Annotated in this window: 15 protein-coding genes and 1 pseudogene; 4 read left to right on the forward strand and 12 right to left on the reverse strand. The window is 65.2% G+C overall.

The window, feature by feature from the left end:
- From rsxC to AC15MQ_RS15230, 3 genes are read left to right on the forward strand one after another with little or no spacing between them, the layout of a single operon-like run.
- Positions 1-1,500: an electron transport complex subunit RsxC gene (gene rsxC, locus AC15MQ_RS15220; RefSeq protein WP_287651809.1), complete on the forward strand. Its 1,500-nt coding sequence runs from the start codon at positions 1-3 to the stop codon at positions 1,498-1,500.
- Positions 1,497-2,570 carry an RnfABCDGE type electron transport complex subunit D gene (locus AC15MQ_RS15225; protein ID WP_483080522.1) on the forward strand — a complete coding sequence of 358 codons (1,074 nt, stop codon included), beginning with the start codon at positions 1,497-1,499 and terminating at the stop codon, positions 2,568-2,570. Before rsxC ends, AC15MQ_RS15225 begins: the two co-directional genes overlap by 4 nt.
- A 13-nt stretch (positions 2,571-2,583) precedes the next feature.
- Positions 2,584-2,859 carry an RnfH family protein gene (locus AC15MQ_RS15230; protein WP_287651807.1) on the forward strand — a complete coding sequence of 92 codons (276 nt, stop codon included), beginning with the start codon at positions 2,584-2,586 and terminating at the stop codon, positions 2,857-2,859.
- Positions 2,860-2,983: 124 nt separating this feature from the next.
- Here the strand turns inward: AC15MQ_RS15230 and AC15MQ_RS15235 are convergent, their stop codons facing one another.
- Positions 2,984-4,087 (reverse strand): transglutaminase-like domain-containing protein, encoded by a 1,104-nt coding sequence (locus AC15MQ_RS15235; RefSeq protein ID WP_483080656.1) that lies wholly within the window; start codon positions 4,085-4,087, stop codon positions 2,984-2,986.
- Positions 4,088-4,135: 48 nt separating this feature from the next.
- Positions 4,136-4,645, reverse strand: a pseudogene (locus AC15MQ_RS15240) (TlpA disulfide reductase family protein); the annotation flags it as partial.
- Between the two features lie 339 nt (positions 4,646-4,984).
- Between AC15MQ_RS15240 and AC15MQ_RS15245 the strand changes: the two are divergent.
- Positions 4,985-5,221 (forward strand): FitA-like ribbon-helix-helix domain-containing protein, encoded by a 237-nt coding sequence (locus AC15MQ_RS15245; protein ID WP_483080523.1) that lies wholly within the window; start codon positions 4,985-4,987, stop codon positions 5,219-5,221.
- A gap of 5 nt (positions 5,222-5,226) precedes the next feature.
- On the opposite strand, the gene AC15MQ_RS15250 is transcribed toward AC15MQ_RS15245, so the two are convergent.
- The 10 genes from AC15MQ_RS15250 to AC15MQ_RS15295 all read right to left on the reverse strand — a co-directional run bounded on the left by AC15MQ_RS15250 (position 5,227) and on the right by AC15MQ_RS15295 (position 15,876).
- Positions 5,227-6,129, reverse strand: a complete 903-nt coding sequence (locus AC15MQ_RS15250) for a DMT family transporter (RefSeq protein ID WP_483080524.1) — start codon at positions 6,127-6,129, stop codon at positions 5,227-5,229.
- 3 nt (positions 6,130-6,132) lie between these two features.
- A complete protein-coding gene (locus AC15MQ_RS15255) occupies positions 6,133-6,858 on the reverse strand; it encodes an ABC transporter ATP-binding protein (protein ID WP_287651977.1) in 726 nt (241 codons plus the stop codon).
- Positions 6,858-7,697, reverse strand: coding sequence for an ABC transporter ATP-binding protein (locus AC15MQ_RS15260; protein WP_287651804.1), 840 nt, complete (start codon positions 7,695-7,697; stop codon positions 6,858-6,860). The genes AC15MQ_RS15255 and AC15MQ_RS15260 overlap by 1 nt, the downstream gene beginning before the upstream one ends.
- Positions 7,694-8,998, reverse strand: a complete 1,305-nt coding sequence (gene livM, locus AC15MQ_RS15265; protein WP_483080525.1) for a high-affinity branched-chain amino acid ABC transporter permease LivM — start codon at positions 8,996-8,998, stop codon at positions 7,694-7,696. Before livM ends, AC15MQ_RS15260 begins: the two co-directional genes overlap by 4 nt.
- Positions 8,998-9,912 carry an ABC transporter permease subunit gene (locus tag AC15MQ_RS15270; RefSeq protein WP_287669580.1) on the reverse strand — a complete coding sequence of 305 codons (915 nt, stop codon included), beginning with the start codon at positions 9,910-9,912 and terminating at the stop codon, positions 8,998-9,000. Before AC15MQ_RS15270 ends, livM begins: the two co-directional genes overlap by 1 nt.
- A gap of 263 nt (positions 9,913-10,175) precedes the next feature.
- Positions 10,176-10,484, reverse strand: a complete 309-nt coding sequence (locus AC15MQ_RS15275) for a type II toxin-antitoxin system RelE/ParE family toxin (RefSeq protein WP_287651801.1) — start codon at positions 10,482-10,484, stop codon at positions 10,176-10,178.
- A complete protein-coding gene (locus AC15MQ_RS15280) occupies positions 10,481-10,705 on the reverse strand; it encodes an addiction module protein (RefSeq protein WP_287651800.1) in 225 nt (74 codons plus the stop codon). Before AC15MQ_RS15280 ends, AC15MQ_RS15275 begins: the two co-directional genes overlap by 4 nt.
- A gap of 84 nt (positions 10,706-10,789) precedes the next feature.
- Complete coding sequence (gene putA, locus AC15MQ_RS15285; RefSeq protein WP_483080526.1) at positions 10,790-13,933, reverse strand: bifunctional proline dehydrogenase/L-glutamate gamma-semialdehyde dehydrogenase PutA; 3,144 nt, start codon at positions 13,931-13,933, stop codon at positions 10,790-10,792.
- A gap of 156 nt (positions 13,934-14,089) precedes the next feature.
- Positions 14,090-15,187: a branched-chain amino acid ABC transporter substrate-binding protein gene (locus tag AC15MQ_RS15290; protein WP_483080527.1), complete on the reverse strand. Its 1,098-nt coding sequence runs from the start codon at positions 15,185-15,187 to the stop codon at positions 14,090-14,092.
- Positions 15,184-15,876: a GntR family transcriptional regulator gene (locus AC15MQ_RS15295; RefSeq protein ID WP_287655735.1), complete on the reverse strand. Its 693-nt coding sequence runs from the start codon at positions 15,874-15,876 to the stop codon at positions 15,184-15,186. Before AC15MQ_RS15295 ends, AC15MQ_RS15290 begins: the two co-directional genes overlap by 4 nt.
- Positions 15,877-15,989: the final 113 nt, after the last annotated feature.

Consider the following 15,989-nt stretch of genomic DNA (forward strand, 5'->3'; position numbering starts at 1 on the left):
ATGCGACTGATCGAACGCTTCTTCAAGGAACCGCGCTGGGGCGTGCATCCCGACGACCACAAGCGCCCCGCGGCCGACGTTCCGCTGCGCGTGCTGCCGCAACCGGCACGCGTCCATATGCCCCTGCAGCAGCATGTGGGTGGCGCCGCGCGGCCGGTGGTCCTGGTCGGCCAAAAGGTTCTCAAGGGGCAGTTGCTGGCCCAGTCGCAGGGCAACATCTCGGCGCCGATCCACGCCTCGGTGTCCGGCACCGTCACCGCCATCGCCGAAGTGACCGCTCCGCATCCATCCGGGCTCGGTTTTGCCGCGATCACGATTGAATCCGATTTTGCCGACCGCTGGATCGATACCGACCCGGTTGCCGATCCCTTTGCCCTGGCGCCCGAGGAAATCGCCAGACGCACCGCGGCGGCGGGGGTGGTCGGCCTCGGCGGCGCGACCTTCCCGGCCGCTGTCAAGTTCGTGCTGGGCCGACGCCTGGGCGTGCGCACGCTGATCGTCAATGGCGGCGAGTGTGAGCCCTATGTTTCGAGCGACGACCGCATCATGCGCGACTTTCCGGAGCAGGTGGTCGACGGCGCGCGCATCATCATGCATGCCATTGGCGCCGACGAATCCCTGGTCGGCATCGAGGACAACAAGCCCGAAGCCATCGCGGCGATGACCAGAGCCGCCGCCGCCTACCCGGAAGTGAAGATTCGGCCGGTGCCCGCGCGCTACCCGATGGGTTCGGACAAACAGTTGATCCAGACCCTGACCGGCAAGGAAGTGCCCGCGGATGCGCGCGCGGCCGAGGTCGGCGTGCTGGTGCACAACGTCTCGACGTGCGCCGCCGTGCACAAGGCCATCCGTCTGGGGCAGCCGCTGGTCGAGCGCATCGTGACCATCAACGGCGCAGCCGTGACGGCGCCGGGCAACATCTTCGCCCCGCTCGGCACCCTGGTCGACGACCTGCTCGCGTTCTGCGGGCTCGCACAAGCGCCGGCGCGGCTGATCCTCGGAGGGCCGATGATGGGCACGCTGCTGCGGCATGGCCGCGTGCCGCTGGTCAAGGGGGCCAGCGGCATCCTCGCCTTCGATGCCGTCGAGGCGGCGGTGCCCGAGGTCGGGCCCTGTATCCGCTGCGGTTCCTGTACGCGCGCCTGTCCGATGGGCCTGCTGCCGCTGGAAATGGCGGCCCACATCCGGAGCGGCGACCTCGACGGAGCCATCGGATACTCGCTCAGCGATTGCATTTCGTGCGGCTGCTGCGCCTATGTCTGTCCCTCGCATATTCCGCTGGTGCAGTACTTCAGCCACGCCAAGGGCGAGTTGTCGGCGCGCGAGCGTGCCAAGCTGCGCACCGAGGCGGGCAAGCGCCTGGCCGAAGCGCGCCTCGCCCGCCTCGAACGCGACGCTCGGGAAAAAGCCGAGGTAGCCGCGCGCCGCAAGGCCGAGCGTGCCGCCGCCAAGGCCCGCGTGCCGAGCCCGCAGCCCGAGCCCCAGGAGGCAAGCACATGACCCGGCCTGTGGAAATGCCGGTGGCTGCACCCTATGCCGCCACACCGAACAGCGTTAGCCGCGTCATGATCATCGTGATGGTCGCGCTGACGCCGGCGACGCTGTTCGGATTCTGGCTTTACGGCTGGCCGGCGATTTACCTCTGGATGATCACCGTCGGCGCCGCCGCCGGTGGTGAAGCGGTGTGCCTGCAACTACAGGGACGTGCCGTGGCACCGGTCCTCTTGGATGGATCGGCGGTGCTGACCGGCTGGCTCCTGGCGTTGTCGCTGCCACCCTGGGCACCGTGGTGGATCGGCGTCTTCGGTGGGCTTTTCGCGACGGTGTTGGGCAAGCAGGTTTTCGGCGGTCTTGGCCAGAATCTGTTCAATCCGGCCATGGTCGCGCGGGTGGCGTTGCTGATTTCCTTCCCGGTGCACATGACCGCCTGGGTGGCGCCGCTGCCGATCGTCGCGGCGGCCGCGCCGGGGCCCATTGCCGGGCTCCTGATCACCCTCAAGGGCATGCAGCCGGCCTTCGACACCGTTGCCAGCGCGTCGCTGCTCGGCTTTGCCAAGACCGAACTGTCGCGCGGCGTCGACCTGGCGCAGTCGCTGCTGCATGCGCCGATCCAGGGCTGGTACGGCAGCCGCGCCGGCAGTCTTGGCGAAACAGCCACCTGGTTGATTGCCGCCGGCGGCGTGGCGATGATCTTCCTGCGCACCATCACCTGGCACATCCCGCTGGCGATGCTGCTCGGTATTGCCATACCGGCGGCGATTCTCAACGCCATCGACCCGGCACGGTACATGGAAGCGTCCACCCATCTGCTCTCCGGTGGTGCCATGCTCGGTGCGTTCTTCATCGCTACCGACTATGTCACCTCGCCCAACACGCCACGCGGGCAACTGGTCTTTGGTGCTGGCTGCGGCGTGCTGACCTACGTGATCCGCACCTGGGCGGGCTACCCGGAAGGTGTGGCCTTTGCCGTGCTGCTGATGAACTCTCTGACCCCGATCATCGACAGTTACATCAGGCCACGGATCTATGGACGCAATCGCCAGGGTGTTGCGCTTGAACCCGGCAAATAGCTAGGAGACAAACATGCAGATCGGAGTGGCCTACTCGGAAGCCGGCCAGCAAGTGTGGCTCACCATCGAAGTTCCGGAGGCGTCCAGCGTGAGCGACGCGATCAACCACTCCGGAATCCTCAAGTCCTTCCCGACCATCGATCTGGAAACCCAGAAGGTGGGGGTCTTCGGCCGGCTGGTGAAGCTCGATGCGCCTCTCCGGCCGGGCGACCGGGTAGAGATCTACCGTCCGATCACCTGCGACCCGCAAACCGTGCCGCGCCGGGACGGTAGCGACGATGACGATTAGCCGCGCTCACAACACCGATTCGGCGGCAAGACGGTGGTGAGACGGGCGAAGATATCGGTCTTCCTCCCGACCTCGGAGAAGAGCCTGGCGCATTTGACGATGGGGTTTGCCTGGCGGCGACCGTTCAAGCCGCAATCTCGCGCGAAGTGATCTTGTAGCGAAAGTTGTCCGGATCGAGGCTGTCGAAGCGCCCGGCCGCATTCTCTCCCTGTGGATACATCAGGAAAGCGATTCTCGGGCCGTTCGACCCTGGTAGCGCGAGGTCGTGGGCGACATTGAACGCCAGCCAGTTCATCTCCCAAGCACCAAACAGTTTGTTCCGGGCCGCTACGACGACGTCGTCCGCCAGGACGAGGCCAGGCTTTTCTTCGAGCACGACCTTGCGCACATCGGCCGGATCGACCGGGATCCAGCCGAAACCGGCCAGCCAGACTTCGGCGCGACAGTGCTGTGCCCTGGTAATGTCCCCACTCTTGCCGAGGCTCTTGTAGCCGAACCGGGAGTCGGCGACGCGGATGCCGTAAACGTCGCGTGCCGGCAGGCCGGCGGCGCGTGCGAGCCCGACGTACAGGGCATTGAGGTCGGCGCACTTGCCGGTGAGGTCGCCGGTTTCGAGCATGGCGCGAATGTCGCCGGTACCGCAGCCGCGCGTCCTGGGGTTGCGCGCGGTGTTGTCCACAATCCATTCGTAGATCGCCCTGGCCATTTCGACATCGCTGCCGGCACCGCGGGTGATTTCCGCCGACGTCTTCTTGACGATACCATCGGTTGGCAGCAGTTGCGTGGCGCTCGTGTAGCGCTTCGCCGTGGCCTTGTCCAGAGGCGCGACCTTGCCCGGCCGGGAAAGGTCGATCGACCGGTCGCGGGTTGCGAAACGACTGGTCACTTCGATGACCGGCGTGGCCTCATTCGCCTCCCAGGTGGCGGCGAGCATCAAGGCGCCGTAGGTGGCATCGCGTTGCACCTCGACGGTGGCGGCATTGCCCTGCCAGACGTTGCCCATGCCCCTGATCCAGCCTGGGTCATCCAGCGAAGGCAGCGGCAGCCAGACGCGCATCGGGCTACCGGTTTTCAGGACTTCGGCACGCGTGCTGACCTCGAACACGCGCCAGCCGTTGTCCGGCGAGGGATTGAAGCGGCCGTCCGTGGCCGCCACCGCGGCATTCGCCCCGGTGAAAGTTCCTGCGCCCAACAGCGCGGCAGTCTTGATGAAGTGGCGACGATCCATGGTGGTTCTCCTGCCTGGGTTGAAAAGGGCTTGAAGTTGTTTCTCTACCGCCGGGGAATCCCAGTCAATCGTCCCCTGAGCACGCAGTCGAATGCGGTGGTGCCGATCAAGGATCACGGTCGTGGGAAGTACACGGGCACCCCAGGCACGGCTGATGGACTGTTCGCGATCATCGACGACCGGCAGTTGCACGGCGTTCTCGGCGAGGAAGCGGTCGAGCGTGGTGCGCTGGTCGGCGACTGCGACGGTGGCCACCGCCAGGCCCTGTGGCGGTTGCCGGCGGGCGAGGCGCTGCAGCGAGGGCATCTCTTCGCGACACGGTTCGCACCACGACGCCCAGAAGTTGATGATCACCGGGCGCCCTTTCCAGGAGGCGAGCAGCACGTGCAGGGCGTCATCGTCCGCGCCCGGCGGCGAAGCGGCGGGCACAACGAGCCATTCGGCGGCGTGCAGCACACCGGCGCATGGCCCGGCAAGAGCGGCGATCCAGAGGATGGCGGCAAGGCGACGGATCGCCAGGAAAAAACGCCGACGCAACACATGCGCATCGGGTCGCATCGATGACTCCCGATTTTGTTAACCGTCGTGAGGCGGAAGCCCTCACGACTTACGATACGCCGTCCCGCGGAGCGGCGCGCTGCGATGGCGGTAACGCAGACCGCCGAAGGCGGCATTGTCTCATTCTTTTCCGCGCGGCCGCTGGCGAATCGGTTCTGTCGCCGTCGAACCGAGCTGGTGGCGGCAGTCCGATGCCGATTCGAGAAAGCCGCGTCGAAAGAGCATCCTCTCGGCTAGCGTGGGCCGGTTCTGCCGCACAGGATTGTTGCTGGCGTATGCAGGCGATGCCAGCATACGCTATCATCAGACCGTCTTATCGACGGTCCTGGGAGACTAGGCGTGGCGAGTCTAAGTGTAAGAAAAATCGATGATGAGACCTTGGTACAACTGCGCGTGCGGGTGGCGAGGCATGCGGTGTCGATGGAAGAAGAGGCGCGCCGAATCCTGAAGCAGGCGGTGGCGGCGCCCGAGCGGCTCGGAGACTTGGCGGTGCGCGTGTTCAGTCCGGCTTACGGCGGCACGGAACTGGATCTCCCGGAGCGTGAAGTGACGGAGACTCTGGAATTTCCACGGTGATCGGGTTAGCCCCCTTCACCCCGCGCCGCGAGGTAGATCCCGACGAGCAGCAGCACAAACCCGGTTCCCTGCAATAAAGCGAAAGCTTCGCCGAAGAACAGCCATGCCAGCAGCGCGCTGCCGACCGGTTCGCCCAAAGTCACCACGGCGATGAAGGTCGCCGAAACGTGCTTGAGCGACCAGTTGTACGCGCTGTGGCCGAGCAACTGCGGGCCGATCGCTAGGCCCAGCGCGACCACATACGCGGCGTTGCGATATCCGGTCAGTGGCGTACCACTGGCCTGGCAGGCGAGCAGCAGAAAAATCGCGGCGCTGCCGTAGGCGAGCCAGACATACGCCGGTAACGGCAGGCTGGCGCGCAGGCGGCGGCCGATCAGCAGATAGGCCGAGAAGCACCAACTGCCGACGACGGCGAGGAAGTTGCCGAGCAGGGGATTGCTGCCCGGCGCGCTGTCGCGGCTGTCGCTCCAGAAGATCAGCCCACTGCCGGTGATCGAAATGGCGATACCGACAGCCATCAGCCGACTCGGCCGGTCGCCGAAGAGGACGAACGAGGCGATGCCGATCCACAGCAGGTTGGTGGTCACCAGCGCCGTGCTGCTGGCCACCGAAGTGTATTCGAGTGAAGTGATCCAGGTCGCGAAATGCAGCGCCAGGAAGAAACCGGCGCCAACGGTGAGCAGCCCCTGCTGACGGGTCAGCGCGCGCAAGGTGTGGCCCGATTGCCAGAGCGCGAGCGGGGTGATGAGCAGCGCCGCCAGGCCGAGGCGCAGCGTGGCGATGGTCAGCGAGGGCAGGCCATGTGCCTGCGCGAAACGCGCCAGAATGGCGCCGCAGGAGATCGCCAGCAGCCCGACGCCGAGGACCAGAAACGGCAGCCAGCGTGGCGGCGCCTTGCTGCCGTCCACGACCTAGCTGGCCGTCGCGGCCTGGCCGCCTTCGAGATAGGCGGCGTGTACCTCGGGGTTGGCCAGCAGTTCGTGGCCAGTGCCCGAGAGGATGATCTGCCCATGCTGCAGGACGTAGCCGCGGTGCGCCACGCGCAGGGCGTGGTGGGCGTTCTGCTCGACGAGCAGGATGGTCATCCCGTGCTCGCGGTTCAGTTCGCGGACGATCTGGAAGATCTTCTTGATGTACAACGGTGCCAGGCCCAGCGAAGGTTCGTCGAGCAGCAGCAGTTGCGGCCGGCTCATCAGCGCGCGGGCGATCGCCAGCATTTGCTGCTCGCCGCCCGAGAGGGTCCCGGCACGCTGCTGGCAGCGCTCCTCGAGAATCGGGAAGAGCAGGTACATGCGTTTGAGGTCGACTGCGAAGTTCATCTCCTCGCCGAGCACCGCACCCATCTGCAGGTTTTCCATCACCGTCATGCGCGGGAAGATGCGCCGGCCTTCGGGGACCAGCGCGATGCCGCGGCGGGCAATTTCATGCGTCGGCAGCTTGCTGATATCTTCGCCGTTGAAGACGATGCGCCCGGCCGAGGCGCGCGGCTGGCCGAAAATCGACATCATCAGCGTCGACTTGCCGGCGCCGTTGGCGCCGATCAGGGTGACCACCTCGCCGACCTGGACCGAGACGTCGACCCCGTGCAGCGCGTGGATGTAGCCATAGTGGGCATGCACCCCCGACAGTTGCAGCATCATTGGACGGCCTCCGGGTGCAGTTCCTCGTCGGCATCTTCCTCGCCGAGATAGGCCTTGATCACGTTCGGGTCGCGCTGGATCGCCGCCGGCGTGCCTTCGGCGATCTTGCGACCGTAATTGAGGACGCAGATGTGGTCCGAGACATTCATCACCACGCTCATGTCGTGTTCGATGAGCAGGATGGCGATCCCTTCGTCGCGCGCCAGGTGCTTCAGCAGTTCGTTGAGTTCGGCCGATTCGCGCGGGTTGAGGCCGGCTGCCGGTTCGTCGAGACAGAGCAGCAGCGGGTCCACGCACAGGGCGCGGGCAATCTCGATACGCCGCTGCATGCCGTACGGCAACTCGCCGGCGGCGGTATCGGCCTTGTCGATCAGATTCAGCCGTTGCAGCCAGCCGACGGCCTTTTCGGTCGCCGCGGTCTCGGCGCGGCGATAGCCGGGCAGGCCGAAAAGACCGGCCAGCGAGAAACGCGAGGCGTGTTGCAAGGCGTTGTGCTGCGCGACGATGAGATTTTCGAGCACGGTCATCTTCGGGAACAGGCGGATGTTCTGGAAGGTGCGCACCACCCTGGCGGTACGCGCGACCTGGTGGCTGGCCAGCTCTTCGAGCCGCATCGGGCCGCGCTGCGGATGGTTCAGGCGGACGCTGCCCAGCGTCGGCTTGTAGAAACCGGTCAGGCAGTTGAAGAAGGTCGTCTTGCCGGCGCCGTTCGGTCCGATCACGCCGGTGATCTGGCGCGCGGCGACGTCGAGCGAGAGGTCGTCGATGGCCATCAGGCCGCCGAAGCGCATCGTCAGGCGCTCGACACTGAGCAGGGGCTGCGGCGCCGCGCTCATCGCTTGTCACCTGTCGTCGCAAGGTAACGCAGCGTCGGTTCGCGGTGCGCCAGGATGCCGCCCGGCTTCCAGATCATGATCAGGATCATCGCCGTGCCGAAGAGCAGCATCCGGTATTCGGCGAAGTCGCGCCCCAGTTCGGGCAGCAGGACCAGCACCAGCGAGGCGAGAACCACGCCCAACTGGCTGCCCATGCCGCCGAGAACGACGATCGCGAGAATGATCGCCGACTCGTTGAAGGTGAAGGATTCCGGCGAGATGAAGCCCTGCCGGGCGGCGAAGAAAACGCCGGCGAAACCCCCGAGCATGGCGCCGATGGCAAAAGCCGAGAGTTTGACGTTGCGGGCGTTGATGCCCATCGCCTTGCAGGCGATCTCGTCTTCGCGCATCGCTTCCCAGGCGCGGCCGATCGGCAGCTTGCGCATCCGCGACACGAACAGGTTGGTGAGCAGCGCCAGCGCGAGAATCAGGTAATAAAGAAAGACGATGCGGTGGCTCGGCGAGTATTCGAGCCCGAAAAACGAGGCAAAGGTCGGGTCGTCCCCCGGCGGTTTGAACGGCAGGCCGAAGAACGACGGACGTGGAATCGAAGTGATGCCGTTCGGGCCACCCGACAACTCGGTCCAGTTGACCAGGATGACGCGGATGATCTCGCCGAAGCCCAGGGTCACGATCGCCAGGTAGTCGCCGCGCAGACGCAGCGTCGGCCAGCCGAGGATGATCCCGAAGCTCGCGGCCATCGCGCCGGCGACCGGCAGCGCCTGCCAGAACGTCCAGCCCAGTTGCGTCGCCAGGACGCCGTAGGTATAGGCGCCGACCGCGTAGAAGGCGACGTAACCGAGATCGAGCAGGCCGGCCAGCCCGACGACGACATTCAGTCCCCAGCCGAGCATCACGTAGATCAGCACCGTGGTCGCGGTGTCGACCACGTAACGGTTGTCAGTGAAGACGATCGGCAGCGCCAGCGAGACGCCGAGCGCGCCCCAGCCGACCCAGGTCAGCAGCGGACTCGCCGCCAGGTTGCGGTCGCGCACCGCCGCCGCGGCCTGCTCGCGCGCCAGTTTGCGCGCACGCAGTTGGTCGAAGACGTAACGCAGCAGCAGGCGACCGACGAAGCAGGCGGCGATGAAGGCCAGCAGCGCCGGCCAGCGGGTGGCGATGCGCAGCGCGCCGCCCTGGTCGATGGTGGTCAGGCCGATCATCGGAATCCCCAGCAGCAGGGCGATGAAGGCCACCGCTGCGGCGTCCTTGAGACGCTCGGTGGGCGAAATCCGGTGATGCGCGAGAACGAGAGCGGACATCAGACTTTCTCCACTTCAGGGCGACCGAGCAGGCCGGAGGGGCGGAACATCAGCACCAGGATGAGGATGCTGAAGGTCGCCACATCCTTGTATTCCGCCGACAGATACGCCGCCCAGAACGCTTCGATCAGGCCGATCAGCAGGCCGCCGAGCATCGCTCCCGGCAGCGAGCCGATGCCGCCGAGCACCGCCGCGGTGAAGGCCTTGATGCCGGCGACAAAGCCGATGAAGAAATCGACGACGCCGTAATAGACAGTGACCATCACCCCGGCGACGGCGGCGAGCGCGGCGCCGAGCATGAAGGTCAGCGAGATCGTGCGGTCGACGTTGATCCCGAGCAGCGCGGTCATCGTCCGGTCCTGCTCGCATGAGCGTTGCTGACGGCCGAAGGAGGTCTTGGTGATCAGCCAGGTGAAACCGGCCATCAGCGCAATGGTGACCAAGACGATGAGGATCTGCGAATACGCCAGGCGGACCGTGAAGCCATCGACGGTCAGCAGGTCGATGCCGCCGACCAGCACCGGTGCGATCGGCTTGACACGCGCGCCCTGCGTCAGTTGCACCATGTTCTGCAGGAAGATCGACATGCCGATCGCCGAAATCAGCGGCGCCAGCCGCGTCGAGCCGCGCAGCGGCCGGTAGGCCGTCCGCTCGACGGTCCAGCCATAGACCGAGGTGAACAGCACGGCGACCAGCAGCACCAGCAGCAGCGACAGCGGGATCGAACTGATGCCGAAAGTGGCCAGCAGGGTGAACACCGTCACCGCGATGAAGGCGCTGACCATGTAGATGTCGCCGTGCGCGAAATTGATCATCCCGATGATGCCGTAGACCATCGTGTAGCCGATGGCGATCAGGCCATAGACGGCACCCAGGGTCAGACCGTTGATCAGTTGCTGAAGGGCGAGAGCCATGAACCTTCTCCTTGTTGCATCAGATGTGTCAGCAAATCACGCGGTTATACTGGGTGCGCGATCGGTAACTCTTCGAAGCTTCTACGAGCCGTACCAAGCGCATCCTGCCGATTGGGATGAATGGCACCTATCGAGAGGATGCAGTAGTACGCATGCAGCGAATGTGTAATTCGGAGTGGCAACAAGCAAGCATTGCGCCTCGGAATCGATTTCAATCATGGGTGTCCAGGGATGAGATGGTCCAGTGTCCGAACTTCACTTGTTCAAAGGTTTGGCTGCGACTTCCGCTTCCGCCAATAGCCGGGGCAGCGGCTATGGTGGGCGACGGCCAATACACGAATTTCTTCTGTGGCGATCATATAGACGATGGCGTAGGGGAAGTGCCTCATATTCAAGCGCCGCTTCTCGTAGATCCAAGGTGTTCCAAGCAGCGGACGTTGCATCAGCAGTTGAACCACGCGCTCAAACTCGGCAAGAAGTGATTGCGAAAGAACAGGACCTGCTTGCTGCCTGTAATATTCAGCCGCTTCCCGAAGGTCTGAGGCCGCCCCGGGGTGCAGCGAATACTTCATTTAAATTCGGCCCGCAAGCGGGAGAGAGTTTCAGCGCCGGGTAGTAGCGGCACTGTTCCACTTTCTATCTCTCCCTGGCGTCTTTCAACTTCTTCCGCCCAAGCGTTTTCAACGTCTGGTTCAACTTCAAGACTGGCGATGAGCTTTTCTACCAGGCGAGCGCGTTGTACAGCAGGCAGGCCGAGCACCTCGGCCTCAAGTTCTTCAACGTTGGCGGACATGCCTTTCTCCCGAAAGAGTATTCATTTGATCACAGGGTGCCATAAGGTCACGCGTGCAGGCAACTGGCCAATGCGAAGGGTGGTTCACTCGCCTTCGTCAAGCGCCATCAGCCCGGCGTTACCCCCCGCCGCGGTGGTGTCCACCGAAACGGTGCGCTCGCTGGCAAAGCGATACAGGTAATGCGGCCCGCCGGCCTTCGGACCGGTGCCGGAAAGACCCTCACCACCGAAGGGCTGCACGCCGACGACGGCGCCGATGATGTTGCGGTTCACGTAGGTGTTGCCGACGTGCAGGCGGTCGGTGATGCGCTTGATGGTTTCGTCGATGCGGCTGTGGATGCCCAGCGTCAGGCCGTAGCCGGTATGGGCGATGGCCGCGCAGACCTGATCGAGGTCTTCGGAGCGCCAGCGGACGAGGTGCAGGATCGGCCCGAAGACTTCGCGCTCGAGACGCGCGATGCTGTCGATTTCGTAGGCGCGTGGCGCAAAGAAGGTGCCGTGGCGGGTGGCGTCGTCGTCCAGCGGGCAGGTGAAGATCGGCTTTGCGAAACTGTCGAGCCAGCGGGCGTGCGCGGCGAGTACGCCGCGCGCCGCCTCGTCGATCACCGGACCGACGTCGGTGGCGAGCTCGGCCGGGTTGCCGATGCGCAGTTCCTGCATCGCGCCGGCGAGCATTTCGCTGACCCGGTCGGCGATGTCGGTCTGGATGTACAGCACGCGCAAGGCCGAACAGCGTTGCCCGGCGGAGTTGAACGCCGATGCGACGACGTCGCGGACGATCTGTTCGGGCAGCGCCGACGAATCGGCGATCAGCGTGTTCTGGCCGCCGGTCTCGGCGATCAGCGGCACCAGCGGGCCCTCCTTTTCGGCCAGTGTACGGGCGATCAGGCGCGCGACCTCGGTGGAACCGGTAAAAGCGACGCCGGCACATTCGCGGCCGGCAACCATCGCCGCGCCGATGCGGCCATCGCCCGGCAGGAAGGCCAGCGCTTCGGCGGGAATGCCTCCAGCGTGCAGCAGCTCGACGGCCAGCGCGGCGACCAGCGGCGTCTGTTCGGCCGGTTTGGCGACGACCGTGTTGCCGGCGGCCAGGGCCGCGGCGATCTGGCCGACAAAGATGGCCAGCGGGAAATTCCAGGGACTGATGCAGACGAATACGCCGCGGCCGTGCAGCGACAGGCTGTTGCGTTCGCCGGTCGGGCCGGGCAGGGCAATCGGCTCCGAGAATTTCTCGCGAGCCTGCGCGGCGTAGTAGCGGCAGAAATCGATCGCCTCGCGCACCTCGGAAACCGCGTCGGCCTGCGTTCGCCCACCTTCGCGAACGATCAGCGCCACCAGTTCCGGCAAGCGTCCCTGCAGCAGGTCGGCGGACCGCTCGAGGGCGGCGGCGCGCGCCGTGGCGGGAGTCCCTTCCCAGGCCGGAAAAGCGGCCTGCGCGATGGCCAGCGCTTCGCCGACGTCGGCGACGCCGGCTTCGATCACGTGGCCGACGACCTCGCGCTGGTCGGCCGGGGAGAGCACCGCCTTGCTGGCGCCACTGCGACGCTTGCCGGCGATCAGCGGGGCCGCGCTGTAGCTGATCCGCACGCTCTGGTCGATGGTGTTGCGCAAGTCCTCGATGGTCGGTTTGTCGTTCATGTCCAGTCCTTCACTGTTGGCGCGTTCGGCACCGAAGAGATCGCGCGGCAGCGGGATGCGCGGTTGGCGTTTGATGGGCAGGGTCGCTACCTTCTCGACAGGGTCGGCGATCAGCGCGTCGATCGGCAGACTGGCGTCGGCAATGCGATTGACGAATGACGAATTGGCGCCGTTCTCCAGCAGCCGGCGGACCAGATACGCCAGCAGATCTTCGTGGCTGCCCACCGGCGCGTATACCCGGCAGGCGCGCCCCCATTTGTCTTCGCCGACGACCTGGTCGTAGAGTTCCTCGCCCATGCCGTGCAGGCGCTGGTACTCCCATTCGTCGCTGCCGCCGGCGCTGACCGCGATTTCGGCGACGGCAGCCAGGGTGTGCGCGTTGTGGGTGGCAAATGCCGGGTAGAACGCCTGTGGATCGGCGAACAGGCGTCGCGCACAGGCCAGGTACGAGAGGTCGCTCGACCCCTTGCGGGTGAACACCGGGTAGTCCGGGAGGCCGCGCTCCTGCGCGATCTTGATCTCGGCGTCCCAGTAGGCGCCCTTGCACAGGCGCACCATCAGGCGCCGGTCGGCGCGGTGCGCGAGGTCGGCGAGCCAGTCGATGAGTGGCAGCGCGCGCTTCTGGTAGGCCTGCACGGCCAGGCCCAGGCCATCCCAGCCGGCCAGTTCGGGAGCCGTGGCCAGCGCCTCGATCAGGTCGAGCGACATTTCCAGGCGATCGACTTCCTCGGCGTCGATCGTGAAACCGATGTTGCGGGCCTTGGCCCTGAGCGCCAGCGCCTTGACCGCCGGCAGCAACTCGTGGCGTACGCGCGCTTCCTGGGCGACTTCGTAGCGCGGGTGCAGGGCCGAGAGCTTGATCGAGATCGACGGCGCCTCGAAAGCCGGCCGGCCGGCGGCGGCATCGCCGATCGCCCGGATCGCCGCGCTGTAGGACTCAAAGTAGCGCAAGGCGTCGGCGCTGCTGCGCGCCGATTCGCCGAGCATGTCGTAGGAGTGGCGATAGCCGGCTTTTTCGGCGCTGCGCGCGCGCTCCAGCGCTTCGTGAATATTGCGACCCATCACGAACTGGCGGCCGAGAATGCGCATCGCGGTGATCACCGCCTGCCGGATCACCGGTTCGCCGGCACGCGCCACCAGGCGTTTGAGCGTGCCGCCGAGATTGCGGTCGTCGTTGTCGAGATTGACGATGCGGCCGGTGAGCATCAGCGCCCAGGTGCCGGCATTGACGAAGGTGCTGTGCGAAGCGCCGAGCCGTTTTTCCCACTCGGTGTTGCCGATCTTGTCGCGAATCAGGCGATCGACGGTAGCCGAATCGGGAATCCGCAGCAGCGCTTCGGCGAGGCACATCAGGACCACGCCCTCGCGCGACGAGAGGTCGTAGGTGGCCAGAAAGGCGTCGATGCCGCCGGTGTTCAGACGGCTTTCGCGAACCGTCTGCACCAGTGGTGTGGCGCGTTGTTGAATGCCCTGCTGCTCGGCGGGGCTGCAGCGCGCCACGGCGATCAGTTCCTCGACGACCTGGGCTTCGTCGATCCGAAGATAAGCCCGCAGGCGCTGGCGTAAGGCGTTGGTATGGGCGACGCTCATGCTGTCTTCCCGTCGAATCTGCGCCGACACGGGGTGTCGGCCGCGGTGGTTCATGGGTCCGCCGGCGGGCGGAGGTCGGTGGCTGCACGCCGCGGTGGTCGCCGCGGCGGCTGTCGCCAGTCGGCGGCACGCCCGCGTGGACGCGCCGCCCGGCGACTACTTCTTCACATAGTCGTACTTGCCGTCTTTCCACTGGTATACGACGAAGGCCGGCGCCGAACTGTTCCCCTTGGCGTCGAACGACAGTTTGCCGATGACCGTATCGAAGGAACCGCTACGCAGCGTCTTTTCGATGTCGGCGTATTTGGTGCTCTTGGCCTTGGTCGCCGCCTGGTCGAAGAGCTGGAAAGCGGCGTAGGCATAGAGGACGTAGCCTTCCGGTTCGACCTTGGCATCGTGGAATTTCTTGACGATCGGTGCCGCACTCGGGTTCTTGCGCGCATCCGGACCGAAGGTAAACAGCACGTTGTTTGCCTCGGGACCGGCGGCGGTGGCCAGTTCGGTGTTGGACATGGTATCGCCGCCCATCACCGTCAGCTTCAGGCCGGCCTGCTGTGCCTGACGCAGGATCAGCGCCACTTCGGTGTGGTAACCACCGTAGGACATCACCTCGACGCCGGAGGATTTGAGCTTGCTGACCAGCCCGGAGTAGTCCTTCTCGCCGGCGGTGATCGACTCGCGCAGCGCCGGCTTGACTCCCTTGGCTTCCATCGCCTTGGCCACTTCGTCGGCCAGGCCCTTGCCGTAGGCGCTCTTGTCGTCGACTACCGCAATCTTCTTGCCCTTGAACTTCTCGGCGAGGTAGGCGCCTGCCACCTGGCCCTGCTGGTCGTCACGACCGGCGATGGCAAAGATGTTCTTCAGGCCGCGATCGGTGACCTTCGGATTGGTCGACACGGTGACCACCGGGATGTTGGCCTCGACATAGACTTCGGACGCCGGGATGGTCGACGACGAGCACCAGTGGCCATGCATGAAGATGATCTTCTTGTTCACCATCTGGTTGGCGACGGCGACGGCCTGTTTTGGATCGCAGGCGTCGTCGCCGATTTCGAGCTTCAGCTTCTCGCCGTTCACGCCACCCCTGGCGTTGATGTCGGCGATGGCCATTTCGGCGCCCTTGCGGATCTGGTCACCCGCGGAAGCGTATTGGCCGGTCATCGGGCCGGCGATGGCCACCAGATGTTCGGCCCAGGCGTTGGTGCCCGCCAGGGCCAGCAGACAGAAGCCGGCCGACAGGATGTGCTTGCTCATGTGTTTCCTCCTTTGCTACGGTGCTCGTTGAGATAATGGACAAGTGACGCACCCGCATCGAGCACATGCGCCCGAGTGAGTTCTGCCGCCGCGTCGGGGTCCCGGCGGACGAACGCGTCGAGGATCGCGGCGTGTTCGTGCTGGGTTTTGGGCATTTCGGTGGTAACGGACAAGAGCGCGCGTACGTAACGCTCGACCTTGTTGTACAGGGAACGGATTTCGGCAAGCAGGATCGGCCGCGTCGCCGCGGCGTACAGTGTCGAATGAAAGAGCCAGTTCAATTCTCCCCAGCGGCCGGCTTCGACCGCCAGGCCGAACTCGTCGAGATGCTGGCGCGCCTGTGCAATGGCCTGGTTGCTGATCAGGGGTGCCGAGAGGCGTGCCGCCCTGGCTTCGAGCATGGCGCGGATTTCCATGTATTCATCGATCTCGGCTGCCGACAGCGAGGCGACGACGGCGCCGCGATTGCGCAGAAAGGTCACCAGACCCTTGGCCTCGAGGTGCTTGAGCGCTTCGCGAACCGGGATCTTGCTGACGTGGAAGTGGCTGGCGATCTCGTCCTGCCGGAGCAGTTCGCCGGCCGGCAACAAACCATCGACAATCGCCTTCTTGAGCGTCTGCGCGACATGATCCGACGCACTGAGGCGCGGCGTCTTCTGAGCGGCGACAAGTTCGAGAAGCGATGGCATGAGCGAGTGGTGAACTCCGAATATCGTATACGATATATATTCCAGTTCGCGACCTTACAGCCAGATTTTGCGCTTGGCAAGTTGCGGTGCAGCAATCGGCAGCCCCGGGTGGA

It is taken from the genome of Candidatus Accumulibacter propinquus (genome assembly GCF_056856495.1).